Here is a 22,863-nt window from a genome sequence, read left to right on the forward strand (position 1 = left end):
ACGCAAGAACCAACGTCACACCGCATCAGAAGGAGACAGCAATGACCGAGAACGTGCTCCGCGTGGGCATCGGCGGGCCGGTCGGCTCCGGCAAGACGGCGCTCATCGAGGCCCTCGTCCCGGTGCTGATCGCCAACGGCCACCGCCCGGCGGTCATCACCAACGACATCTACACCCAGGAGGACGCGCAGCACGTGCGTCGCACCCTGGCCGGCATCCTCGACCCCGAGCGGGTCGTCGGCGTCGAGACCGGCGCCTGCCCGCACACCGCCGTCCGGGACGACCCGACGATGAACCTCGCGGCCGGCGCCGAGATGCTGGAGCGCTTCCCCGACGTCGACACCCTGCTGTTCGAGTCCGGCGGCGACAACCTCACGCTGACCTTCAGCCCCGTCCTGGTGGACCTCTTCCTCTTCGTCCTGGACACCGCCGAGGGCGAGAAGATGCCCCGCAAGCGCGGCCCGGGCATCACCGAGTCCGACCTGCTGGTCATCAACAAGATCGACATCGCCCAGTACGTCCGCGCGGACCTCGGCATCATGGAGTCCGACGCCCACCGCGTCCGCGAGGGCGGGCCGGTCGTGCTCACCAACTGCCTCACCGGGCACGGGCTGGACGAGATCGCCACCTTCCTGGAGACCTTCCGCAAGGTCCCGGCATGACCGTCACGGTGGCCGCGGGGGAAGCGGCCGCGGGGGAGGCCGCCGTGCCCCGGCTCGATCCGCGGCACTACGAGCCGGCCCGCGTCCCGTACGCCGTCCGCCGGTACGCCGGGACGCCCGACACCCTGGGTGTCGGGCGCCCCGGCAAGGTCGGCCTGCTGGAGCTGGCCTTCGAACGGATCGGCGAACGCACCGAACTCACCGGCCACTACCAGAAGTCGCCGCTGCAGATCATGCGCCCGCTCTACTTCGACCCGGCCCGCCCGGACCTCGCCGTCACCTTCCTGATGTCCACCGGCGGCGGCATCCTCCAGGCCGACCGGCTGCGCACCGACCTGCGCTGCGGCGCCGACACCGCGACCCACCTCACCACCCAGGCGGCCACCAAGGTCTACCGGATGGAGTTCGACTACGCGACGCAGCTGGTCAACCTGGACGCCGGCCCCCGCGCCTACGTCGAGTACCTGCCCGAGCCCGTCATCCCCTTCGTCGACTCCCGGCTCTACCAGCGCACCGTCCTCACCGTCGACCCCACCGCCACCGTGCTGGCGGGCGAGACCGTCCTCGCCGGCCGCCTCGCCCGGGGCGAGCGCAACGCCTACCAGGTGTTCGCCTCCGACCTCGAAGTGCGGCGCCCGGACGGTCAGTTGATCGCCCTCGACACCGTCCGGCTGGAGCCCCCGGAGGCCGGCGTCACCGGCCCGGCGGTCCTGGCCGGCCACGACGTCATGGCCAGCCTCTACGTCGTCACGCCGCTCGCCCCCGCCGCGCAGGTCGCGGACACCCTGCACGAGGCCCTGGCCGGCAGCGGCCTGCTCCACGGCGTCAGCGTCCTCCCGCACGACAGCGGCGCCTGGCTTCGCCTGCTCGGCTCCGACACCCGCGCCTGCGCCGCCGCCCAGCGCACCGCCTGGGACGCCGTCCGCCGGCTCCTCATCGGCGCCCCGGCTCCGGCCCTGCGCAAGACCTGACCCCGCTCCTCCGGTTGCCTTCCCGGACCTCCCCGTACCTCCCCGAAGCGCCCCGGCGCCTCGGGGAGGGGGCGCGAGGGGGGGAGGGGGCGGCCCCGGATGCAGTCGGACCGGCCTGGTCGCAGCATGGAACCGGAGGTTCTCATGCGCCGACCCACGTTCGGACCTTCCCCGCCCGACCCCGCGTCCGGTGCCCCCGCGCCCGGCGGCCCGGCATCCGGCCCGGCAGCCGATCCCGCCCCCGGCCCGGGGTCGGAGCACCGGGGCCGGGGAAATCTGCGGTCCGGCTCGGTCTTCCTCTCGTTCGTGCCGTGGATCGTGTTCGACGTCATCGCCGGGCCGAGCACCTGGAAGCCGGCGGCCCTGACGGCGCTGGTCGCCGCGCTCGTCGTCGCCCTGCCGGACGTGCGCCACCACGCGCCCAAGGTGCTCACCATCGTCGGCGTCGTCTTCTTCGCCGTGCTCTGCGTGCTGGGCCTGGTGCTCGACCGGCACAGCCTGATCTGGCTGGAGACCTACGCGCAGGTGCTGTCCAGCGGCGTGCTCGCGGCGGTGGCCCTGGGGTCGCTGGCGTTCACCCCGTTCACCGAGCAGTACGCCCGGGAGTCCACGCCGCCGGAGGTCTGGGGCACGCCGCGGTTCCGGCGCACCAACCGGTTGCTGACCGCGCTCTGGGGCACGGTCTTCCTGGTCACCGCGCTCCTGGGGCTGGCGGCCCTGCACGTCGGCTCGGCGAAGGACTGGCTGACCTGGGTCATCCCGGTGATCCTGCTGGTGCTGGCGTTCCGGATCACCCGCTGGTACCCCGAGCACGTGCGCGAACAGGCCCGGCGCGGCCGGTGAGCAGCACACCCGGGGGGCGTCCGGGCGCCGCGACGGCGGGATTCACCCGGTCGGGTGGATCCGGTGGGACCTCTCCCGGGCGGGCGCGGAGCGGCTGGATAGTGAGGAGGCAGTCGCTTTCCTCGCTGTTCGCGGTCTCAACTCGCTTCAAGGGGAGGACATATGGTCGGTACGGCGCACCGGAGCACCGGTGTGGAGGGGGTGGGGGGCGGTGTCGGTCTGACGGCCCTCCTGGTCGCCGCGGCGCGCGCGATCGAGACCCACCGGCACGACACCCTGGCGCAGGACGTCTACGCGGAGCACTTCGTGCTCGCCGCGCCGGCGTCCGCGGGCTGGCCGGTCCGGATGCACCAGGTGCCGGACGGGGACGCGAACCCGCTGTGGGGGCGGTTCGCGCGCTACTTCGGTCTGCGCACGAGGGTCCTCGACGACTTCCTGCTCCGGTCGGTGCACGCGGGCGCCCGCCAGGTGGTCCTGCTCGGAGCAGGGTTGGACACGCGGGCGTTCCGGCTCGACTGGCCTCCCGGCTGCACGGTCTTCGAGGTCGACCGGGAGGGCGTACTGGCCTTCAAGGACGGGGTGCTCGGTGGGCTGTCGGCCTCCCCGAAGGCGGCACGCGTACCGGTCGTCGCCGACCTGTGCGACGACTGGGCCGCAGCGCTGACCGGGGCCGGCTTCGACGCGGCCGTACCGAGCGTCTGGCTGGCGGAGGGGTTGCTCTTCTACCTGCCCAACGGTGTCGAGACGCAACTCATCGACACGGTCGACCGGTTGAGCGCGGGCGGCAGTGCCATGGCGTACGAGGTCAAGCTGGAGAAGAACCTGCTGGAGTACCGCGAGAGCCCGCTCTACACCTCGACGAAGCACCAGATCGGCATCGACCTGCTCGATCTGTTCGACGGAGAGCCGCGGCCCGACTCCGCGGGCGCCCTGGCCGGCAAGGGCTGGATCACCTCGGTCCACACCCCCTTCGACTTCACCCACCAGCACGGTCGCGGCCCCCTGCCCGAGCCGAACGACGCGCTGGAGGGCAACCGCTGGGTGTTCGCGCACAAGCCCCGGGTGTAGGTCCTGTCCGGCCGGATCCGGGCACAGGAGGGCGGAGCGCCTCGCTCAGCGGGCGCTCTGCTCCGGGACCAGGACGGGTTTGACCACCCGGCCCGCGTCGCAGTCGCGTTCGGCCTCGTTGATGGCGGCGAGCGGGTACCGGCGGATCAGCTGGTCGAAGGGGAACCGCCCGGCCTGCCACAGCCGGGTCAGCCGGGGGATCAGCAGCGCCGGCACCGCGTCCCCCTCGCAGATGTGGGAGATCCGCCGGCCCCGGTCCAGTGTTCCCGGATCGAGCGACAGCGCGGTGCGGAGCCGGGCCACCAGCCCGAGGTGGCCGGTCGGGCGCAGGGCCCGGAGCGCCTCGTTGATCAGCGGGGCGGAGGCCGTGGTGTCCAGCGCGTACCGGGCGCCGCCGTCGGTCAGCCGCTGGATCCGCTCGGCCAGGCCGGGCCGGGGGACGAGGCCGGAGCTGGAGGCCAGGTCGGCCCCGCAGGCCCGGTCGGCCGGTCCGGCGCGCAGCGGGATCGCGCCGAACCGCTCGGCGAGGTCCAGCCGTTCGGGGTACCGGTCGACGGCCACGGTCACCGCCCCGGCGGCCGTGGCGGCCATCACCGCGGCCAGGCCCACCGCCCCCGCGCCGAGCACCACGACGGTGTCGCCGGGGCCGGCGCCGAAGGAGTTGAACACCGCCCCGGCCCCGGTCAGGAAGCCGCAGCCGAGGGGCCCGAGCAGCTCGACGGGCAGCGAGCGGTCGACCCGGACGGCGTTGCGCGCCGGGACCATCGCGTACTCGGCGAACGAGGACTGGCCGAACCACCGGGGGGCCAGCTCGCCCCCGGCCGCGTCGGTGAACCGCGCCGCGTCCTCCTTGCGCCCGCCGAAGAGGTTGAGCGCGGCGAAGGAGTCGCAGTAGGCGGGGGCCGCGCCCAGGCAGTTGCGGCAGTGTCCGCACGAGTCGAAGCTCAGCACGACGTGGTCGCCGACGCTCAGCCCGGTGTGCGGGCCGCCGGTCTCCACCACGACCCCGGCCCCCTCGTGCCCGAGCACCGCCGGCAGCGGCGAGCGGCCCGCCGAACGCCGGACCGCGAGGTCGGTGCGGCACATCCCGCAGCCCGCGATCCGCACCAGGACCTCGCCGTCGGCTGGCCCCCCGTTCAGGACCACCTCCTCGACGGCGAACCCGCCCTCGTACGAGCGCAGCACCGCCGCGTCGAACCTCATCGTCACGCCTCCTCCGGATCGTCAGGCCTCCTCGGGCCGGTGCACGACGAACGGCCTGAGGTTCCCGTAGAGCCCCCACGGCCCGCCCGCGACGCCGACACCGCTGTCCTTGATGCCCGCGAAGGGCTGGGCGAGGGACAGTTCGGCGTGGTGGTTGATCCACGCCGTCCCGCACTCCAGCCGGTCGGCCACCGCCTCGGCCCGGTCGAGGTCCGTCCCCCACACCGAGCCGCCCAGCCCGAACCCGGTGTCGTTGGCCGCCTCGACGGCCTCGTCGACGCTCCGGTACGGCAGCACCGGCAGGACCGGGCCGAACTGCTCCTCCGTCACCACCGGACTGTCGCAGGGGACGTCGGCCAGGACCGTCGGGGCGAAGAAGTAGCCCGGCCGGTCCAGCCGGTGGCCACCGGCCGCGGCCCGGGCGCCGCCTGCCAGGGCCCGGGCCGTGTAGCGCTCGACCCTGGCCAGCTGGGGGGCGTTGTTGACCGGCCCCAGCTGGGTGAGCGGGTCGAGGCCGGCGCCGACGACGACGCTCCTGGCCCGCTCCGCGAGGGCCTCGACCACGCGGGAGTGGAGCCGGGCCGGGGCGTAGACGCGCTTGACCGCCATGCAGACCTGCCCGCAGTTGCGGAACGCCGCCCAGAACAGCCGGTCCGCGATCCGGTCCACGTCCACGTCGTCCAGCAGGACGGCGGCGTCGTTGCCGCCCAGCTCCAGGGTGACCCGGGCGAGCGAGGCGGCCGCGCCCGCCGCGACGGCCCGCCCGGTGGGGACCGAACCGGTGAAGGTCACGTGGCGGATCCCCGGGTGGGAGGCGAGCCGGGCGCCGAGGGGTTCGCGGCCGGTGACGATCGTCAGGACGCCCTCGGGGAGGGCGGCGGCGAGGACGGACCCCAGCAGCCGGGTGGCGAGGGGGGTGAACGGGGAGGGCTTGAGCACCATCGTGTTGCCCGCGGCGAGCGCGGGCGCGAACTTCGCCGCCGCGAGCTGGAGCGGGAAGTTCCACGGGACGATCGCGGCGACCGGCCCCAGCGGCCGCCAGCGGATCTCGCTGCGCACCGGACGGCCGTCCGCGATCGGCTGGGGCGCGGGGGCCAGGTCGGCGAAGTAGCGCAGGCGGGCCGCCGTCCGGGCGACCTCGGCGGCCGACTCGGCCAGGGGTTTGCCCTGTTCCCGGGTGAGCAGCGGGGCGAGGTCGGCTCCGGCCGCCTCCACGGCGTCGGCTGCCGCGCGCAACGCGGCGGCGCGGGCGGCGTCGTCGGCACGCCAGCCGCGCCAGGCCTCGTGGGCCCGGCCGACGACGGCGTCCAGCACGTCCGGCTGCTGGTCGGGGGATTCGGCGAAGGCCTCGCCCGTCGCCGGGTCGACGACGGCGAAGCGCCCGACGTCGGGCCCGGGCGGGCGGCCGGGCCGGCTCGTCGGCATGCCGGCGGTCAACTCGCGGCGGTGACGGCAGCGTGTTCCCGGGCGTGCCGGTCCATCTCCGCCCGGAAGTCGGCCACCAGCTGCGGCCGGATCCTTCCGGCGGTGCGGTCGCCGCCCTCGCAGACGGCCCCGCGCACCCCCACGATGTCCGTGCCGATGCGGGTCAGCGTGCCGAGGTCCGCCGCCCTGACGCTGCCCGCGAGCGCGGCGAGCAGGTCGGCTTCGTGGGCCAGCCGGACGAACTCCGCGCAGACCTCGGGCGGAACGTGGTCGAACAGCCTGGTCCCGTCCTTGATCGCGGTGTCGAGCATGGCCGCGTCGGAGCCGGAGCGACGGGCGATGTCGGGCAGTGCGAGCGGGTTGACGCAGCCGATCCGGTGGGCGTCGGCGTAGCCGGAGGCGACGACGAACGCGTCCGGCCGGTAGTCCTTCACGGCCCGGACGACCCCTCGCATGACATCGACGGCCTGTTCGGGCGTCGTGCACCCGTACAGGCCGACCTTGATGTACGTGGCGCCGGAGACGGCCGCACCGAGCGCGGCCTGGGCCACCGTGCCGGGCTTGTACGGGACGTCCCCCACGGTGGCGGACAACGGCTTGTCCGCCGGGACGGCGTCACGGATCTCCCTGATCACCCACGGGAAGTTCGCGCCGAGCGAGCCCTCGTCCGGCTTCTTGACGTCGACGATGTCGAGGTGCTCCGCCGCCTTCGCACAGTCGAGGGCCTCCTCGACGCTGTCCGGGGAGATGAGCAGCAACAACGTGGGCTCCTTCCACCGCAGGTCCACCGGCCGGGGGCAGGTGTGCGGAGTCGTCTGGATCACGTGCGGTCCGCTCATCATTCCTTCGGCCCGTGGCCCCCGGTAGGGCGCGCGGAGCCCGAACGGATCACTGCCGTGGCGCGATCACCACCCGACGCGCCGGACACGCCAGTTCGAACCCGTCGCGCGCGAGTGCGGTCGGGCCGCCGGGGTCGGGATGCCTGCTCCCGGCCGCCCGGGACGGCCACTCGGGCCTCAGGCCCACCGCTCCACGAAGCGGCGCTGCCAGGGCGTCTCCACCGCGTGCCGGTCGTAGTGCTCCCGGACGTACGCGACGGCCTCGGCGGCCGGGACGCCGTCCAGGATCGCGACGCAGGCGAGGGCGGTGCCGGTGCGGCCGTGGCCGCCGGCGCAGGCGAGTTCGACGCGTTCGGTCGCCGACCGCCGCCAGACCTCGCGGAAGGCGTCGGCCGCGTCCGCCCGGTCGGCGGGGAGCCGGAAGTCGGGCCAGTGCACCCAACGGCCCTCCCACGGGAACGGCTTGGGCGGGCGGCCCAGCAGGTAGAGCCCGAAGGAGGGGTGCGGGCCGGGAAGCAGCGGGCGGCTGAGGCCGCGCCCGCGCAGCAGCCGGCCGGAGGGCAGGCGCAGCACGCCGGGGGCGGCCGGGTCCCAGGGCCCGGTCGGCCCGGTCGGCCCGGTCGGCCCGGGGGTCACGGTGGTCTCGGGGGTCTCGGTCATCTCGCGGTTCTCCTCAGGACGCCACGTGCAGGGCAGGGGTGCCCGGCATCCCGGCCCGGTGGGCCAGGGCCGCCGCCTCGCCGCGCGAGGAGACACCGAGCTTGGCCAGGATGTTGGCGACGTGGAACTTCACCGTCGACTCGCTGATGTGCAGCGCCGCGGCGATGTCCCGGTTGCGCCGGCCCTGGGCCAGCTGGTCGAGCACTTCCAGCTCGCGCGGCTGGAGGCCGTCCAACGGGTCGGTGGCGAGCGGTTGTTCGGGCAGGCCGAGCGGCAGGTCGACGCTCACCGTGGTGCCCCAGCCGGGGACGGCCTCGATGGCGCAGCGCCCGCCGAGGGCGGCGATCCGGTCGGCGGTGCGGTGGACGGCCAGCGCGTCGGCGGCCAGCAGGCCGGGGCCGTCGTCCCGGACCACCGCCCGCAGCGTGTCACCGGTGAACCGCCAGCTCACGTGCAGCCTGGTCACGGCGTCCTGCTCCAGCATCACGAGGACGGCCGCCCGGACGGCGTCCCGGGCGGCGTGCGCGGTGTCCGCCGGCACGGACCGGTCGGCCTCCGCCGGCGGTGCCACGTCCAGCCGCACCCGGGTGTGCCGCAGCAGCGGGCGCAACTGCTGGTCGAGCCGGGCGAACGCGGCGTCGGCGGGCTCCTCGCTGAGCGCCCGGTCCAGGTCGGCGCCCCGGCGCAGGTCGAGCAGCGCCGTCACGGCCAGTTCGGTGGCGGCGCGGCGGGCGGTGGCGTCGTCCAGTGCGGCGGAGCGCAGCGGCGCGAGGATCGCGGTGAGCGCCGCGCCGTGGGAGCCGGTGAACTCGGCGATCGCCCGGGCCCGGGCGTTGGCGGAGGCCCGGGAGGCCACCGCGTGGGTGGGGCCGGCGTCGGTGGCGCGGTGGTGCGAGTGGGTGGTGACCAAGTCCCACAGCTGCTGGAGGACGGCGAGCGCCCCGGCCGCCACCGGGTCGGCGCCGCCGTCCCGGACCAGCACCAGCACCGCGGTGGTGGCGTCCGACGCCGACGCCGTGACCACCACGACGGACCTCGCCCGCCCGGCCAGCTGCGCCTCGCCCTGCCAGGCCCGGCCGTCGGCCGTCGCCGGGGTGGTCGTCTCGGCCAGCTTGGCGAGCTCCAGGCCGCTGACGGCGGCGGTCAGCTCGGGCGGGCCGAAGGCGAGCGTGGGGGAGTAGGTGCAGATGCCGCTGAGCTGGGCGATCGCGACGTGCGGGACGAGGGTGGCGACCACCTCGGAGAGCCGGTCCATCAGGTGCGGCCGGGGGGTGCGCAGCACCTCGACGGCCCGCGCCAGCGCCTCCTCGGGGCGGCCCCAGTGCTGCCGCCACCGCTCGTCCGCGCCGTCCCCGTTCCCGGAGTCCAGGTCCCCGCCGTCCACGTCCACGTCCTCGCCCGTCTCGTCGCGCACGCCCTTGTCAGCGCCGGTGCCGTCGCCCATGCCGGCCAGCCTAGCCCGGGGGCCGCGGTGGCGGCCTGGCCGTTCGGACAGGTGGAACCGTCCGAAAGGCGGGCCTGGCGCTCACCCCGGACGATCCAGGATGGAGCCGTCGGAAGAAACAACTCACCGAACCCGCAAGGACATTCCATGACCAAGGCGATCGCCTTCTCCGAGTACGGCGGCACGGACGTGCTGCGCCCGACCGACGTCGAGCTGCCCGCCCCGGGCCCCGGCCAGGTGCGGGTCGCGGTCCGCACGGTGGGCGTCAACCCGCTGGACCACAAGGTGCGCAGCGGCTCGATGGTGGCGGCCTTCCCGGTCTCCTTCCCGCACGTCGGCGGCTACGAGCTGGCCGGCGTGGTGGAGGCCGTCGGCCCGGACGTGACCGTGTGGGTGCCCGGCGACGAGGTGTTCGGCGCCGTCATGGGCGGCGCGTACGCCGAGCAGGCGCTCGTGGACGCCGACCTGCTGGCCCGCAAGCCCGTCTCGCTGAGCTGGGAGGAGGCCGCGGCGATCCCGGTGGCGGCCGAGACCGCCGAGCGGGTGCTCGGCGTCCTGGGCGTGCGGGCCGGCGAGACGCTGCTGGTGCACGGCGCGGCCGGCGGGGTCGGCACCCTGCTGCTGCAACTGGCCCGGGCACGCGGGATCACCGTGGTCGGCACCGCCGGCGAGGCCAACCACGACTACCTGCGCGAGCTGGGCGCGATCCCGGTGGCCTACGGCGACGGCCTGGCGGACCGGGTGCGGGCCGCCGCCCCGGGCGGGGTGGACCGGGCGCTGGACGCGGCGGGCAAGGGCGGGGTGCTGCCGCTCTCCATCGAGCTGACCGGCTCCGCGGACCGGGTGGTGACGATCGTCGACTTCGCCGGCTCGGCCGAGTACGGCGTCCGCTTCAGCGGTGGGGCGGAGGGCGTCGAGCCCTACCACCAGCGCGCCTACGCCGCCGTGCTGGCGCTGCACGAGGCGGGCGCCCTGCGGCTGCCGTTGCACCAGGTGCTGCCGCTGGCGGAGGCGGCCGAGGCGCACCGGGTCAGCGAGCACGGGCACCTGCGCGGCAAGATCGTGCTCACGGTCTGAGGCCGCCGGCGCCGGGGGTCGTCGGCGACCGGGCGGTCGGCCCGGTGCGTTGATCAACTGGTCGATGCACCGGGCTTCCTGACGCGGAATCGGTAGAGTCCGGTGGCATGGTGACTGAGAACGCAGCAGGGAAGTCGGCGGGCCGCCTGGCCGGGCGGTCCTGCGTGGTGACGGGCGCGGCCAACGGCATCGGCCGGGCCGTCGCCGAACGCTTCGTGCGCGAGGGCGCGTCGGTGGTCGGCACCGACATCGACGCGGAGGGCCTGCGCCGGCTGGCCGACCGGTTCCCGCACGCCGTCAGCACGGTGGTCGGCGACGTGGCCAGCGACGAGGACGCCCGCCGGATGGTCGACGCCGCCGTCGAACGGCACGGCCGCCTCGACGTCCTGGTGGCCAACGCCGGGGTGATCCCGCTCATGGAGGTCACCGAGGCCACCGCCGAGGAGTGGGACCAGGTCATGGCCGTCGACGGCCGCGGCATGTTCCTCACCTGCAAGTACGGCATCCAGGCGATGGCCGCCCAGGAGCGGCCCGGTGGGGCGATCGTCTGCGTCTCCTCCATCTCCGGCGAGGCCGGTCAGCGCGGCCAGGCGGTCTACGGGCCCGCCAAGTTCGTCGCCTCCGGCCTCACCCGGCACCTCGCCGTCGAATGGGCCGACCGCGGCATCCGGATCAACGCCGTCGCCCCCGGCACCATCGCCACCGACCGCGTCGCCCGCCTGTACGACGAACCCGGCGGGACGGAGTACCTCGCCGCGATCGAGAAGCGCCACCCCATGGGCCGCCTCGGGGCCCCGGCGGAGGTCGCGGCGGCCGTCCTGTTCCTCGCCTCCGACGACGCCTCCTTCATCACCGGCGCGGTGCTGCCCGTCGACGGCGGCTACCTCGCGCAGTAGCCGTCGGCCCTCGGCGTTCCCGACCGGGGAGTCGGGAGGGGGGCTAGGGAAGCTAGGGAAGCCGCTCGACGATGACCATCGCCGCGTCGTCGTCCAGCCGGCCGCCGACGTGGGCGAGCAGGTCACGGCGCAGGTGGTGGAGCAGGGCGGTCGGGCGTTCGTCCTGCCAGGCGGTGACGCGGTCGGTGAGCGGGTAGAAGCGCCGGTCGGCGTCGCGGGCCTCGATCACGCCGTCGGTGTAGATCAGCAGCCGGTCGCCCGGGTGGAACGGGAAGGTCTCCACCTCGTACCGGACCGGGGCGAGCTCGCCCAGGCCCAGCGGCGGCGCCGGGCGGCGGGCGGCGAGCGTGGTGATGCCGTCGGGGCGCAGCAGCAGCGGGGGCGGGTGGCCGCAGTCGATCAGCCGGACGGCCGTGCCGTCGTCGGGGATGTCGAGCAGGACGGCGGTGATGAAGGACTCGCCGCTGTCCTCCGGCGGGGCCGCCTCGTCCGGGACCTCGCCGCTCAGGCGGCGCCGGCGGGCCTGTTCGCCGAGCTGGGCGAGGTCCCAGCAGACGCTGCCGTCCAGGTAGGCGGCGAGCCCGGGCAGGTCGGCGTGCAGGTGGGCGGCGGCGCGGAAGGCGCCGAGCAGCAGGGCCGCGTCGCCGAGCGAGGACAGGCCCTTGCCGCGGACGTCGCCGACCAGCAGCCGGGTGCCGGTGGCGGTGCGGGCGGCCGCGTACAGGTCGCCGCCGACCTGTGCCTCGGCCTCGGCGGCGAGGTAGACGGAGGCCAGGTGCAGCGGCCCGATCCGGTCCGGCAGCGGGCGCAGCAGGACCCGCTGGGCGGCCTCGGACACCGAGCGGACCTGGGCCAGCTCGCGCTCGTACCGTTCGCGCAGCGCCCGCAGTCCGATGATCAGGGCGGAGACGACGACCTGCGCGCCCAGCTGGGTCTCGATGTTGGCGCTGGTGAGGCCGTCCCGGGTGATGCCGATGACGGTGAGCGCGGCGAGGGCCAGCAGGGCGACGCCGGCGGTGGCCCGGGCGCCGGCGTAGGAGGCGGTGAGCGCGGGGGCGACGATCAGCAGCGGGCCGAGGTGGATCTGCGCGGGGGAGAGGATGTCGACGACGGTGATCACGACGATCAGCGCGAGCGACAGCGCCGTCAGCGCGCGGCGGTCGGGCCGCCGGGGGCGGCGGCGGTCGCGCGGGCGGTCGCGGGGTTGCGGGTCACGGGGACGCTGCCGGAGTGGCACCTTTCCTCTGTACACCGTCGGGGCGGTGGGGCGCACCCCGGGCGCTCCTCGGGTGCATCCCGGAGGCCCCCGGGCGCATCCCGTACAGGGGGGTCTCAGACCTCTTCGCCGTAGCGGGCCAGGTAGGCGGCGAAGCGGGCGACGTCCTCGTCGGACCAGTCGGTGAAGCGGGCGGTGAAGGCCAGTCGGCGCTGCTCGTTGGCGTCCTGCAGCAGGGCGAGCCCGGCCTCGGTGGCGCGCAGGATCTGGCCGCGCTGGTCGTCCGGGTCGGCCTCGCGCCGTAGCAGGCCGAGCTTCTCCAGGGCGGTGACCTGGCGGCTGACGGTCGACTTGTCGAGCATGAAGTGGGCGGCCACGTCGGCGGCCCGGCAGCCGCCGCGCTCGGTGATCAGGTCGAGGATGCTGTAGGTGACCAGGGAGAGGTCGGGGTGTAGCTGGGAGGCCTTGTGCCGGGCGCGCCGGGCGAAGGCGGTCAGCTCGCGCTGGATGGCGTCGATGGACGACTGGCGGCCGGGCACGGGCGTTCCTACCTCCTCGATATTTGTTGCACTATACAACGGATTCCCCCGGGTCCGCGCGCCGCTCCGGGCCTCCCTGTCCCTGAGTGGCCTGCCAGGCGCGGGCGGCGGCAATCCGGCGGGTCGCACTCGGGTGAGTGGCGAACAGTAGCTCAAGCGCCCTCGGCGGGTCGACATCGGAGACGTTCGCCAAGGCCAGTCTGCGTTGCATCGCGACGAACTGCTCGGCGTCCGACGTCAGTTCGAGCGCGTGCCGGTCCGCCCTGGCCTCGATCCGGCGGCTCACCGCGCACTGGGCCGGCCCCGACAGCGCCCCCAGCAGCGCCGCGCACGCCGCCAGCAGCGGCAGCGCCCGCGGATCGGCCGCATCCGTCGCCCCCGCCGCCGACAGCAGCGGCTGCCAGGAGCCCAGCACCCCCAGCACGGCCACCGCCACGGCCGCGCCCACCGCGCCCAGCAGGGTGCCGAACGGCACGTCCCGGTGCTTCACGTGGCCCAGCTCGTGCGCCACCACCAGTTCCACCTCGCGCGGGGTGGCCGTCGACAGCAGCGTGTCGTACGCGACGATCCGGCGGGTCGCGCCCAGCCCCGACACGTACGCGTTGAGCGCGGTGGTCCGCCGCGAGGCGTCCGCCACCAGGACGTCCCGCACCCGTACGCCGTCCCGCTCGGCCAGCGCCAGCAGGGCGCTGCGCAGCGGGCCCGGCGGCATCGGAGCGAAGCGGTTGAACACCGGCTCGATCAGCAGCGGGTGCAGGAAGGACAGCGCCGCCGTCAGCACCGCCGCCGCGCCCGCCGCCGGCAGCCACCAGTGCCGCGGCGACCAGGCGGTCAGCGCGAACAGCCCGAGCGCGAGCGGAAGGACCAGTACGAGGGCCAGGCCCAGGCCGCGCAGCGCGTCCACCGCCCAGCCGGCCCAGCCCTGCGTCACCAGCCCGTACCGGGCCCGGACCACCCGCAGCCGGGCGCCGAACGGCAGCTGCAACGCCTGGCCGAGCACCACCAGGGCCGCCGCGCCCGCCAGCACCCCGGCCGTCCGGGAGCCGCCGAACCAGCCGCCGACGGCCGAGACCAGGCCGGCCCCGGCCGGGGTCAGGCCGAGCAGCAGGGTGAGCGCCAGGCCCGCCAGCCGACCGCCCAGTGCCCAGGGCAGCTGGGCGCGGCGCAGCGCGCGGCCGCGGGCGCGCTCGGCGGGGGTGAAGTCGGTCGGCGGGCGGCCGGCGGGGGCGGGGCCGTCGGAGGCGGTGGTGTCGGTGTCGTCCATGGGGTGGGTGCGGCTCCGGGATCTGGCGGACGGGGGCGGTTCAGCATCTCCTACCGCGCGGGGGCGGCGCTCAGTCCTCGGCGCCCGGTGCTCCAGCCTTTGGTGTCCGGCCGTGGGGGTCCGGCCGTGGGTGTTCGGTGCCTGGTGTCCGGCGGTGGGGGTCCGGTGCCTGGTGTCCGGTGGTGGGGGTCCGGTGGCTGCTGGTGTTCGGGAGGGGGTGTTCGGGGGTGGGTGTCCGGCCCGCCGGTTTTGTGCTCGGAATGTTGCGGAACCGAGGCGGATGGGTGCGGAAGCCGTGCCGTAGGCTGACCGCTTCTGGATCGACCCGGGGGGAACCACTCATGCGCCGTGCCGCGGCCGCCGTCGCGCTGTTCGTCGGCCTGACCGCCGTCGCCGCCTGCGGGCCCGACGACCCCGCCCCGGCGCCGGCCGCCGCGCCCGGCTCGGCCGCGGCCTCCTCGGGCGGGGCGGCGGGCACCTCCACCAGCCCGGGTGCGACGCCGTCCGGAACCGCCGCCGGGAAGAACGCCGCGCCCCGGCCCGACGGCAGCATCACCGTCGCGTTCGCCGGGGACGTCCACTTCGAGGGCCGCACCGAGGCCCGGCTCGCCGTCCAGCCGCCCGAGCAGGCCCTCGGCCCGCTCTCCCGGACGCTCGCCGACGCGGACCTGTCCGTCCTCAACCTGGAGACGGCGATCACCGGGCGCGGCGCACCCGAGCCGAAGACCTACACCTTCCGCACCTCGCCCAAGGCGCTCTCGGCGCTCAAGGACTCCGGCGTCGACGTCGTCTCCATGGCCAACAACCACGCCGTCGACTTCGGCGCCGACGGCCTCACCGACACCCTCGCCGCCAAGGACTCCTCGCCGATCCCGGTCGTCGGCGTCGGCCGCAACGCCAAGGAGGCGTACGCCCCGTACGTCACCACCGTGCGGGGTGTGAAGGTCGCCGTCGTCGCCGCCAGCCAGGTCGAGGACCTGACCAACCAGAAGTGGCGGGCCGGCGCCAACAAGCCGGGCATCGCCTCCGCGCTGGACGTCCCCGCGCTGGTCAAGGCGGTCGAGGCGGCCAAGCAGCAGGCGCCCGTCGTCCTCGTCTACCTGCACTGGGGCGACGAGGGCAAGGCCTGCCCCACCGGTCCGCAGACCGCCATCGCCAAGAAGCTCGCCACCGCCGGCGCCACCGCCGTGGTCGGCACCCACGCCCACACCATGGTCGGCTCGGGCATGCTCGGCAACACCTACATCGGCTACGGCTTCGGCAACTTCCTCTGGTACGGCACCTCCAACTACGCCTTCTCCAACGAGACCGGCGTCACCACCCTCACCCTCACCCGCGACGGCAAGGTCACCGGCGAGGCCTTCGCCCCGGCGACCATCGACGACAAGGGCGTTCCCGTCCCGGTCACCGGCGCCACCGCTGAGGCGGCCCGCAAGCGCCGCGACGGCCTCCGGGGCTGCACCGGCCTCGCCCCGGCCCCGGCGGCGCCGTCGGCTCCGGCGACGGGTGCTACGGGCGCGACGGGCTGAGTCGCCTCCGGGGGGCCTGTGGCCCTCTCGTGAGCGCCCGGGAGCCGCCCTCGGCTCCCGGGCGCCGTCCGGCAGTTCGCCGCTCTCCAGCCGCCGCGGCACCGCGGCTCCAGGAGGTTCGGTCTGCCGTCTCGGCGAGACGGAACGTCTCGTCCTGCTGCGCCCGGAAACGGCGGCGATCGGATCGGAGTCGAGGGGGTGGCGGCGAGTTGACGGTGGCACAGGGCATCGGCGCAGCCGAACATATGTGTTAGGTTAGGCTTACCTAATATTGCTGGTCGGAGGGGATGTCCGTGCAGAAGTCCGAATTCGCCGGTGCCGTCGCGATGGTCACCGGGGCCGGGCAGGGCATCGGTGCGGCCGTGGCCCGGGCGCTCGTCGCGGAGGGGGCCGTCGTCGCCGCGGTGGACCGCAACCCCGGCCCGCTCGCCGCCCTCGCGGCGGAGTCGCCCGCCGTGCACCCGTACGTCCTGGACGTCGCCGACGGCCGGGCGGTGGACGACACGGTCGACCTGATCGAGCGCCAACTCGGGCCGATCGCCGCGCTGGTGAACGTCGCCGGGATCCTGCGCACCGCACCCGTCGTCGAACTCACCGACCAGGACTGGGCGGAGACCTTCGCGGTCAATGCCACCGGCGTCTTCCACACCGGCCGCGCGGTCGGCCGCCGGATGGCCGACCGCGGACGCGGCGCCGTGGTCACCGTCGGCTCCAACGCCGCCGGGGTGCCGCGCGCCGGCATGGCCGCGTACGCGGCGTCCAAGGCGGCGGCCACCATGTTCACCCGCTGCCTCGGGCTGGAACTCGCCCGCTCCGGCGTCCGGTGCAACATCGTCTCGCCCGGCTCGACCGACACCGGGATGCAGCGCGCGCTCTGGGGCGAGGACGCCGAGGCCGCCGAACAGCGGGTCATCGACGGCGACTTGGGCGCCTGGCGGGTCGGCATCCCGCTCGGGCGGATCGCCGCACCCGCCGACATCGCCGAGGCGGTGGTCTTCCTGGCCTCCGACCGGGCCCGGCACATCACCATGCACGACCTCTACGTCGACGGCGGCGCGACCCTGCGCGCCTGAGCGCCCTCGCCGTCCCCACGCCTTTCTCGCCGCTTCCCTCCGCTCCCCTCCGCGCCCCGGGCAACCCCCGGGCGTCGGCCATGCCCTGACCGCCCTCCCCGTCCTTCCGCCCTGTCCTTCCACCCTGCCCTTCCGCCCCGACGCCCAGACCGTCCAGACCGTCCCAGACTGGAGACTTCACGGTGACCACGGTGCACCACGCCCCCGCCGGGGGTGTCGTCGAGCACGCCGCTCCCGCCCCCGCCGCCCCGGCCGACGCTTCCGCCCCGGCCCCCGACCACGCCGTCATCGGCGCGGCCAGCGGCCTGCTCGGCCAGTACCGGGCCGCGGCCGACGAGGCGTTCTTCGCCTCGCCGACCCGCACCCTGCTCACCGCCGGGGTGCACGCCCGCGTCCCGCAGGACGAGCGCCCGCTGCCCGTCCGGGTCGCCGCGACGCTGGCCGAGGCCCGTCGCGCCGGGGTCGAACGGCCGCTGGTGGTCGGCGCGGTGGCGTTCGACCACGACAGCCGGGTCGAACTCGCCGTCCCCGAGAGAGTCCGCAGAGCAGGGGCGCTGCGCGACGACCCGCTGATCGCGCTGCCCGCGCCGCCGGCCGAGCCGGTCGACTGGCAGGTGCGTCCGATCCCCGAGCCGGCCGCGTACGGCGCGGGCGTCGCGGCGGCCGTCGAGCGGCTGCGCGGCGGCGAGTTGAGCAAGGTCGTGCTGGCCCGCACGCTGGAGCTGACCGCCGACCGCCCGCTGGACCTGCCCGCGATCCTCCAGCGGCTCGGCCGCCGCGACCCGGGCGGCTACACCTTCGCCGTCCCCGCCGGCGGCGGGCGGACGCTGATCGGCGCCAGCCCCGAACTCCTGCTCTCCCGGAGCGGAACGGCCGTCCTGGCCAACCCGCTGGCCGGTTCGGTGCCGCGCAGCGCCGACCTCGGCGAGGACGTCCGGCGCGCCGCCGCGCTGCTGGAATCGCCCAAGGACCTGCACGAGCACGCCGTCGTGGTGGACGCGATCCGCGTCGCGCTGGAGCCGTACTGCCGCACCCTGGAGGTGCCGGCGCGGCCGACCCTGGTGCGCACCGCCGCGATGTGGCACCTGGCCACCACCATCACCGGCGAACTGGCCGATCCGGCGGTCTCCGCCCTGGAGTTGGCCACTGCCCTGCACCCGACCCCGGCGGTCTGCGGCACGCCGACGGCCGTCGCCCGGCGGGTGATCGGCGAGGTCGAGCCCTTCGACCGGGGCCTGTACACCGGCATGGTCGGCTGGGGCGACGCGGACGGCGACGGCGAGTGGGTCGTCACCATCCGCTGCGCGGAGGCGGACGAGCGGACCCTGCGGGTGTACGCGGGTGCGGGCGTCGTCGACCGGTCCCGGCCCGAGGACGAACTCGCCGAGACCAGTGCCAAGTTCCGCACCTTCCTGGACGCCGCGGGGGTGTCGCAGTGACGGCGCCGACGAGCTTTCCGATGCAGGACCAGGGTGTCGTCGTGGACCAGGCCTCCGTCCAGGACGCCGCGTTCACCCCGTACCCCGCCGAGTTCGCCGAGCGCTACCGGGCCGCCGGGTACTGGCGCGGCGAGACCTTCGGGCGGATGCTGCGCGAGCGCGCCGCCGCGCACGGCGAGCGGATCGCCATCGTCGACCCGGCGGGGGAGGGGCGGCGCTGGACGTACGCCGAACTCGACCGCCGCGCCGACCGGATGGCCGCCGGGCTGCTCGCCCGGGGGATCGGGCACGGCGACCGCGTGGTGGTCCAACTGCCCAACGTGGCCGAGTTCTTCGAGGTGGTCTTCGCGCTGTTCCGGATCGGCGCGCTGCCGGTCTTCGCGCTGCCCGCCCACCGCTCCACCGAGATCGGCTACTTCTGCTCCTTCACCGGGGCGGCCGGCTACGTCGTCGCGGCCGTCGACAACGGCTTCGACTACCGCGAACTGGCCTCCAAGGTCAAGGCGGAGAGCCCGGCGCTGCGGCTGGTCCTGGTGGCCGGGGACGACCCGGGCGAGCACCTCCGGCTGGCCGACGTGCCCTGCGACGGGCCCGGGCCGGCCGAGGAGCCGGAGCCCGGGAGCGTCGCCTTCCTCCAGCTCTCCGGCGGCAGCACCGGCGTGCCCAAGCTGATCCCGCGCACCCACGACGACTACATCTACTCGCTGCGCGGCTCGGTCGAGCTGTGCGCGCTCGACGAGGACAGCGTCTACCTGTGCGCGCTGCCCGCCGCCCACAACTTCCCGCTCAGCTCGCCCGGTTCGCTCGGCACGCTGTACGCGGGCGGCCGGGTGGTGCTGTGCCCGCGGCCCAACCCGGAGACGGCCTTCCCGCTGATCGAGCGCGAGGGCGTGACGATCACCGGGCTGGTGCCGCCGCTGGCCCTGCTCTGGCTGGACGCCGCCGAGCGCGACGCGGGCGGCCCCGGGGCGGGTGACCTGGACAGCCTGGAGGTGCTGCTGGTCGGCGGTGCCAAGTTCAGCGCCGAGGCCGCCCGGAGGGTGGGCCCGGTGCTCGGCTGCACGCTCCAGCAGGTGTTCGGGATGGCGGAGGGGTTGGTCAACTACACCCGCCTGAACGACCCGGAGGAGCTGATCACCACCACCCAGGGCCGGCCGATCTCCCCGGACGACGAGGTCCGGGTGGTCGACGACCAGGACCGCGACCTGCCCGACGGCGTCACCGGCCACCTGCTCACCCGCGGCCCGTACACCATCCGCGGCTACTGGAACGCGCCCGAGCACAACGCCGACTCCTTCACGGCCGACGGCTTCTACCGCACCGGCGACCTCGTCCGCCGCACCCCCACCGGCCACCTGGTGGTCGAGGGCCGGGCCAAGGACCAGATCAACCGGGGCGGCGAGAAGGTCGCCGCCGAGGAGATCGAGAACCACCTGCTCGCCCACCCCGCCGTGCACGACGCGGCGGTGGTGTCGATGCCCGACCCCTACCTCGGCGAACGCACCTGCGCCTACGTCGTCCTGCGTACCGAGCACCGCGAACAGCCGCCGAAGAGCATCGAGTTGAAGCGCTTCGTACGGCAGCGCGGGCTGGCCGAGTACAAGGTGCCGGACCGGGTCGAGTTCGTCGACGCCTTCCCCGCCACCGGGATCGGCAAGGTCAGCAAGAAGGACCTGCGCGCCGCCATCGCGGCCGCACTCCCTACTCACTGAAGGAAAGACCACCGTGGGCCTGCCCCGCATTCCCTCCTATCCCCTGCCCGCCGCCACCGAACTGCCCGCCAACCGGGTCGAGTGGACGGTCGATCCGGACCGCGCCGTGCTGCTGGTGCACGACCTGCAGAACCACTTCCTGGACGCCTTCGACGCCGCCGCCGCGCCGGTGCCCGAACTCCTCGGGAACGTCGGCCGGTTGGCCGAGGCGGCGCGCGCCCACGGCATGCCGGTGCTCTACTCGGCCCAGCCCGGCGGGCAGAGCCCGGCCGAGCGCGGCCTCCAGCAGGACTTCTGGGGCCCGGGCATCCCGGACGACCCGCGCGCGACGGCGATCGCCGACGCCGTCGCCCCCGCACCGGGCGACACGCTGCTCACCAAGTGGAAGTACAGCGCCTTCGTGCGCACCGATCTGGACCGGCTGCTGCGCGAGCACGGCCGCGACCAGCTGGTGATCACCGGCGTGTACGCGCACATCGGGGTGCAGGCCACCGCCTGCGACGCCTGGATGCGCGACCTGCCGGCCTTCGTGGTGGCCGACGCGGTCGCCGACTTCGGCCCGGACGAGCACCGCGCGGCGCTGTCCTGGGTGGCCGGCCGCTGCGGGCAGGTCACCACCACCGACGCCGTCCTCGCGATGCTGGAAGGGAAGTGACGGGCATGGCCTTCACCGTGGAGCGGATCCGGGCCGAGGTCGCCGACCTGCTCGGCGAGGACCCGGCGGACGTCCCGCTGGACGAGAACCTGGCCGACTGGGGCCTGGACTCGGTCCGGCTGATGGCGCTCGCCGAGCGCTGGCGGGCCGAGGGCGCCGAGGTGGCGTTCGTGCAACTGGCCGAGCGCCCGGCCGTCGAGGCCTGGGCCGCACTGCTCGGCGCGGCCTGATGGAGACCGTGCTGCTGGAGGCCGCCGGGCCGCAGGCGCCCCCGCGCACGGACCGGGCGGCGAAGTACCCGCCGACCACCGTCGTCGGGCCGGTCGAGGCGCAGGCCGCCCGGACCCCGGACGCCCCCGCCGTGCTGCTCGCGGGCGGCGCGGTCGTCACCTACCGGGACCTGAACGCCGCGGCCAACCGGCTGGCGCGCGCCCTGGCCGCGCGCGGCGCCCGGCCGGGGGCGGTGGTCGGCCTGGCGCCGGCCCGCCACCCGGCGCAGCTGCTCACCGCGCTGCTCGCGGTGGTCAAGTCCGGCGCGGCGTACCTGCCGCTGGACCCGGCGGACGCACCCGGGCGCCGGGAGCAGCTGCTCGCGGAGACCGCGCCGGTCTGCGTGCTGGGGGAGGGGGTGCCGGAGGCGCTGAACGGGCTGGACGTGGACGGCGAGCTGGCCACCGACCCGCCCCGGGCGCTCACGCCGCAGCACCTGCTGTGCGTCGGGTACGGCCCGGGCGGGCGCCCGGACGCCGTCCGGCTCACCCACGCCGAGGCCGACCGCCGGGTGCGCGAGCTCCAGGCGGCCCACCCGCTCGGCCCGGGTGACCGGGTGCTGCAACTGGGCCTGCCGCTCTGGGAGTTCCTCTGGCCGTTGCGGACCGGCGCCGCCGTGGTGCTGGCCGACCCGCAGCGGCCGGGCGAGGTCGGGGAGCTGGTGCGGGAGCTGGGCGTCACGGCGGTGCGGGCGTCGCCGGCCGCTCTGCTGGGCGGCTGACGGCAGCGGGGGCGGGCCTGGGGCTGGGGCTGGGGCGGCGAACGGGTGACGATGTTCAGCGAACAACTTTCAGATAACAGATGATGAAATCTGTTATCTGAAAGTTGTCATCTGTCGGTCGCCAGCCGTCAGCCGCCGATCGTCAGCCGCTCGCCGCCAGGTCCGCCGCCGTCCAGGCCATGGCGACCGCGCCGTCCAGCACCGCCCGGTCGGCCTCCGCCCCCACCGCGGCCTCGGCGAACGCGGCCTCGTGCGGGGCGCAGGCGCCGCCGGTGATGTCCAGCACCGGGTGGATGGCGGGCACGGCGTGGGAGACGTTACCCATGTCGGTGCACGCGAACGGCCCGCTCTCGACCGGTTCCGGCCGGCCGAGCGCCGCCGCGTTGGCCCGCCAGAGGTCGAGCAGGGCGGGGTCGGAGCGCATGTCCAGGTAGTCCGGTTCGGGTCGGTCGAGCGTCACCTCGCAGCCGGTGGCGAGCGCCCCGGCCCGGAAGCAGTCCTCGACCCGGGCGCGCAGCTGCGCGAGGTCCTCGGCCGCCGAGGCGCGGATCTCGTACTCCGCGCTCGCGCTGTCGGGGATCAGGTTGGGTGCGGTGCCGGCGGCGGTGGTGATGCCGTGCACCCGCCACTGCGGCGGCAGGTGCTGGCGCAGCAGCCCGAGGGCGACCTGGGCGACGGTGAGGGCGTCGGCGGCGTTGCGTCCCTGGTGCGGGTTGAGGCTCGGGTGGGCGGCGCGGCCGGTGTAGCGGACGGAGAGGGTGCCGAGCGCGAAGGAGCGGAAGTCGGCGACCTCGACCGGGCAGGGGTGCACCATCATCGCCGCGTCCACGCCGTCGAAGGCGCCCGCCTCCAGCAGCAGTGCCTTTCCGGCTCCGCGCTCTTCGGCCGGTGCGCCGATCACCCGTACGGTGAGCCCGAGTTGGTCGGCGTACGGGGCGAGGCCGAGCGCCGCGCCGAGGCCGGCGGCGGCGATCAGGTTGTGCCCGCAGGCGTGCCCGAGGCCGGGCAGCGCGTCGTACTCGCAGACGAGGGCGACGGTGACCGGCCCGCTGCCGAGGCTCGCGGTGAACGCGGTGTCGAGTCCGTGCGCGGGCGCGGTGACGGCGTAGCCGTGGGCGCGCAGGAGTTCGGCGCACCAGGCGGCCGCGCGGTGCTCCTCGAACGCGGTCTCGGGGTGGGCGTGGATGCGGTGGCTGAGCGCGAGCAGTTCCGCGCGGTGCGCGTGGATGCGTTCGCGGACGGCCTGTTTGGTCGCGGTCAGGGGCATGGGCGGCGCCTCCGTGGTGTCAGGGCCCCCGCACTGGGGGGCCATTGACCAGATCATATGAAGTTAGATTAGGCTAACCTAACTAGGCGT

The 22,863-nt window shown here is 75.2% G+C and carries 22 protein-coding genes; 13 read left to right on the plus strand and 9 right to left on the minus strand.

Translation table 11 applies throughout. The annotated features are described in order from the left end of the window. The first annotated feature begins 41 nt into the window (after positions 1-41). The 4 genes from ureG (at position 42) to OG556_RS26520 (ending at position 3,544) form a co-directional block, all read left to right on the plus strand. Positions 42-662 (plus strand): urease accessory protein UreG, encoded by a 621-nt coding sequence (gene ureG / locus OG556_RS26505; RefSeq protein ID WP_371520146.1) that lies wholly within the window; start codon positions 42-44, stop codon positions 660-662. Continuing rightward, entirely contained in the window at positions 659-1,633 is a 975-nt protein-coding gene (locus tag OG556_RS26510; protein ID WP_363616436.1) for an urease accessory protein UreD, read from the plus strand. Before ureG ends, OG556_RS26510 begins: the two co-directional genes overlap by 4 nt. Positions 1,634-1,939: 306 nt before the next feature. Further along, positions 1,940-2,476, plus strand: coding sequence for a hypothetical protein (locus tag OG556_RS26515; protein WP_371520149.1), 537 nt, complete (start codon positions 1,940-1,942; stop codon positions 2,474-2,476). A gap of 162 nt (positions 2,477-2,638) precedes the next feature. Next, positions 2,639-3,544 (plus strand): class I SAM-dependent methyltransferase, encoded by a 906-nt coding sequence (locus tag OG556_RS26520; protein ID WP_371520151.1) that lies wholly within the window; start codon positions 2,639-2,641, stop codon positions 3,542-3,544. A 45-nt stretch (positions 3,545-3,589) separates the two neighbouring features. Here OG556_RS26520 and OG556_RS26525 read toward each other — a convergent pair whose 3' ends face one another. The 5 genes from OG556_RS26525 to OG556_RS26545 form a co-directional block, all read right to left on the minus strand. Beyond that, positions 3,590-4,747: an NAD(P)-dependent alcohol dehydrogenase gene (locus OG556_RS26525; protein ID WP_371520153.1), complete on the minus strand. Its 1,158-nt coding sequence runs from the start codon at positions 4,745-4,747 to the stop codon at positions 3,590-3,592. Positions 4,748-4,768: 21 nt separating this feature from the next. Next, positions 4,769-6,172, minus strand: coding sequence for an aldehyde dehydrogenase family protein (locus OG556_RS26530; protein WP_371520156.1), 1,404 nt, complete (start codon positions 6,170-6,172; stop codon positions 4,769-4,771). 8 nt (positions 6,173-6,180) lie between these two features. Next, positions 6,181-6,933 (minus strand): (5-formylfuran-3-yl)methyl phosphate synthase, encoded by a 753-nt coding sequence (locus OG556_RS26535; RefSeq protein WP_371522903.1) that lies wholly within the window; start codon positions 6,931-6,933, stop codon positions 6,181-6,183. A 255-nt stretch (positions 6,934-7,188) separates the two neighbouring features. Continuing rightward, on the minus strand, positions 7,189-7,671 hold the full coding sequence (locus OG556_RS26540) for a protein-tyrosine phosphatase family protein (RefSeq protein WP_371520159.1): 483 nt from the start codon (positions 7,669-7,671) through the stop codon (positions 7,189-7,191). 13 nt (positions 7,672-7,684) lie between these two features. Then, entirely contained in the window at positions 7,685-9,115 is a 1,431-nt protein-coding gene (locus OG556_RS26545) for a LuxR C-terminal-related transcriptional regulator (RefSeq protein WP_371520161.1), read from the minus strand. 147 nt (positions 9,116-9,262) lie between these two features. On the opposite strand from OG556_RS26545, the gene OG556_RS26550 reads away from it, so the two are divergent. Together OG556_RS26550 and OG556_RS26555 are read left to right on the plus strand one after the other, a co-directional pair. After that, entirely contained in the window at positions 9,263-10,192 is a 930-nt protein-coding gene (locus OG556_RS26550; protein WP_371520163.1) for an NADP-dependent oxidoreductase, read from the plus strand. A gap of 107 nt (positions 10,193-10,299) precedes the next feature. After that, positions 10,300-11,088 carry an SDR family NAD(P)-dependent oxidoreductase gene (locus OG556_RS26555; RefSeq protein ID WP_371520166.1) on the plus strand — a complete coding sequence of 263 codons (789 nt, stop codon included), beginning with the start codon at positions 10,300-10,302 and terminating at the stop codon, positions 11,086-11,088. A gap of 52 nt (positions 11,089-11,140) precedes the next feature. On the opposite strand, the gene OG556_RS26560 is transcribed toward OG556_RS26555, so the two are convergent. From OG556_RS26560 to OG556_RS26570, 3 genes are all read right to left on the minus strand, one after another. After that, entirely contained in the window at positions 11,141-12,325 is a 1,185-nt protein-coding gene (locus tag OG556_RS26560) for a PP2C family protein-serine/threonine phosphatase (protein WP_371520169.1), read from the minus strand. Between the two features lie 95 nt (positions 12,326-12,420). Continuing rightward, entirely contained in the window at positions 12,421-12,843 is a 423-nt protein-coding gene (locus tag OG556_RS26565) for a MarR family winged helix-turn-helix transcriptional regulator (protein ID WP_371520172.1), read from the minus strand. Positions 12,844-12,874: 31 nt separating this feature from the next. Further along, complete coding sequence (locus OG556_RS26570) at positions 12,875-14,107, minus strand: M48 family metalloprotease (protein WP_371520175.1); 1,233 nt, start codon at positions 14,105-14,107, stop codon at positions 12,875-12,877. 341 nt (positions 14,108-14,448) lie between these two features. Here OG556_RS26570 and OG556_RS26575 point away from each other — a divergent pair, with 341 nt between their 5' ends. From OG556_RS26575 to OG556_RS26605, 7 genes are all read left to right on the plus strand, one after another. Next, positions 14,449-15,636, plus strand: coding sequence for a CapA family protein (locus OG556_RS26575; protein ID WP_371520177.1), 1,188 nt, complete (start codon positions 14,449-14,451; stop codon positions 15,634-15,636). A 287-nt stretch (positions 15,637-15,923) separates the two neighbouring features. Beyond that, the gene (locus OG556_RS26580) at positions 15,924-16,709 is read left to right on the plus strand and encodes a 2,3-dihydro-2,3-dihydroxybenzoate dehydrogenase (RefSeq protein WP_371520180.1); all 786 of its coding nucleotides are present in this window, start codon (positions 15,924-15,926) and stop codon (positions 16,707-16,709) included. Positions 16,710-16,900: 191 nt separating this feature from the next. Next, positions 16,901-18,148 carry an isochorismate synthase DhbC gene (gene dhbC / locus OG556_RS26585; protein WP_371522905.1) on the plus strand — a complete coding sequence of 416 codons (1,248 nt, stop codon included), beginning with the start codon at positions 16,901-16,903 and terminating at the stop codon, positions 18,146-18,148. A gap of 20 nt (positions 18,149-18,168) precedes the next feature. Beyond that, positions 18,169-19,860, plus strand: coding sequence for a (2,3-dihydroxybenzoyl)adenylate synthase (locus OG556_RS26590; RefSeq protein WP_371520183.1), 1,692 nt, complete (start codon positions 18,169-18,171; stop codon positions 19,858-19,860). A 13-nt stretch (positions 19,861-19,873) separates the two neighbouring features. After that, the gene (locus OG556_RS26595) at positions 19,874-20,515 is read left to right on the plus strand and encodes an isochorismatase family protein (RefSeq protein WP_371520185.1); all 642 of its coding nucleotides are present in this window, start codon (positions 19,874-19,876) and stop codon (positions 20,513-20,515) included. Between the two features lie 5 nt (positions 20,516-20,520). Continuing rightward, positions 20,521-20,745, plus strand: a complete 225-nt coding sequence (locus tag OG556_RS26600) for a phosphopantetheine-binding protein (protein ID WP_063349844.1) — start codon at positions 20,521-20,523, stop codon at positions 20,743-20,745. Further along, entirely contained in the window at positions 20,745-21,506 is a 762-nt protein-coding gene (locus OG556_RS26605; RefSeq protein ID WP_371520188.1) for an AMP-binding protein, read from the plus strand. The genes OG556_RS26600 and OG556_RS26605 overlap by 1 nt, the downstream gene beginning before the upstream one ends. A gap of 142 nt (positions 21,507-21,648) precedes the next feature. On the opposite strand, the gene OG556_RS26610 is transcribed toward OG556_RS26605, so the two are convergent. Beyond that, entirely contained in the window at positions 21,649-22,773 is a 1,125-nt protein-coding gene (locus OG556_RS26610; RefSeq protein WP_371520191.1) for an amidohydrolase, read from the minus strand. Positions 22,774-22,863: the final 90 nt, after the last annotated feature.

The organism is Kitasatospora sp. NBC_01300, from assembly GCF_041435235.1.
Taxonomy (GTDB): domain Bacteria; phylum Actinomycetota; class Actinomycetes; order Streptomycetales; family Streptomycetaceae; genus Kitasatospora.

Bases quoted from the DNA above. Each gene is read 5' to 3' on its own strand.
- OG556_RS26520 (WP_371520151.1), top strand. From the start codon at position 2,639: ATGGTCGGTACGGCGCACCGGAGCACCGGTGTGGAGGGGGTGGGGGGC.
- OG556_RS26600 (WP_063349844.1), top strand. From the start codon at position 20,521: ATGGCCTTCACCGTGGAGCGGATCCGGGCCGAGGTCGCCGACCTGCTC.
- OG556_RS26580 (WP_371520180.1), top strand. From the start codon at position 15,924: ATGTCCGTGCAGAAGTCCGAATTCGCCGGTGCCGTCGCGATGGTCACC.
- ureG (WP_371520146.1), top strand. From the start codon at position 42: ATGACCGAGAACGTGCTCCGCGTGGGCATCGGCGGGCCGGTCGGCTCC.
- OG556_RS26570 (WP_371520175.1), bottom strand. From the start codon at position 14,107: ATGGACGACACCGACACCACCGCCTCCGACGGCCCCGCCCCCGCCGGC.
- OG556_RS26590 (WP_371520183.1), top strand. From the start codon at position 18,169: ATGCAGGACCAGGGTGTCGTCGTGGACCAGGCCTCCGTCCAGGACGCC.
- OG556_RS26510 (WP_363616436.1), top strand. From the start codon at position 659: ATGACCGTCACGGTGGCCGCGGGGGAAGCGGCCGCGGGGGAGGCCGCC.
- OG556_RS26530 (WP_371520156.1), bottom strand. From the start codon at position 6,172: ATGCCGACGAGCCGGCCCGGCCGCCCGCCCGGGCCCGACGTCGGGCGC.
- OG556_RS26545 (WP_371520161.1), bottom strand. From the start codon at position 9,115: ATGGGCGACGGCACCGGCGCTGACAAGGGCGTGCGCGACGAGACGGGC.
- OG556_RS26525 (WP_371520153.1), bottom strand. From the start codon at position 4,747: ATGAGGTTCGACGCGGCGGTGCTGCGCTCGTACGAGGGCGGGTTCGCC.
- OG556_RS26540 (WP_371520159.1), bottom strand. From the start codon at position 7,671: ATGACCGAGACCCCCGAGACCACCGTGACCCCCGGGCCGACCGGGCCG.
- OG556_RS26575 (WP_371520177.1), top strand. From the start codon at position 14,449: ATGCGCCGTGCCGCGGCCGCCGTCGCGCTGTTCGTCGGCCTGACCGCC.
- OG556_RS26605 (WP_371520188.1), top strand. From the start codon at position 20,745: ATGGAGACCGTGCTGCTGGAGGCCGCCGGGCCGCAGGCGCCCCCGCGC.
- OG556_RS26550 (WP_371520163.1), top strand. From the start codon at position 9,263: ATGACCAAGGCGATCGCCTTCTCCGAGTACGGCGGCACGGACGTGCTG.
- OG556_RS26555 (WP_371520166.1), top strand. From the start codon at position 10,300: ATGGTGACTGAGAACGCAGCAGGGAAGTCGGCGGGCCGCCTGGCCGGG.
- OG556_RS26610 (WP_371520191.1), bottom strand. From the start codon at position 22,773: ATGCCCCTGACCGCGACCAAACAGGCCGTCCGCGAACGCATCCACGCG.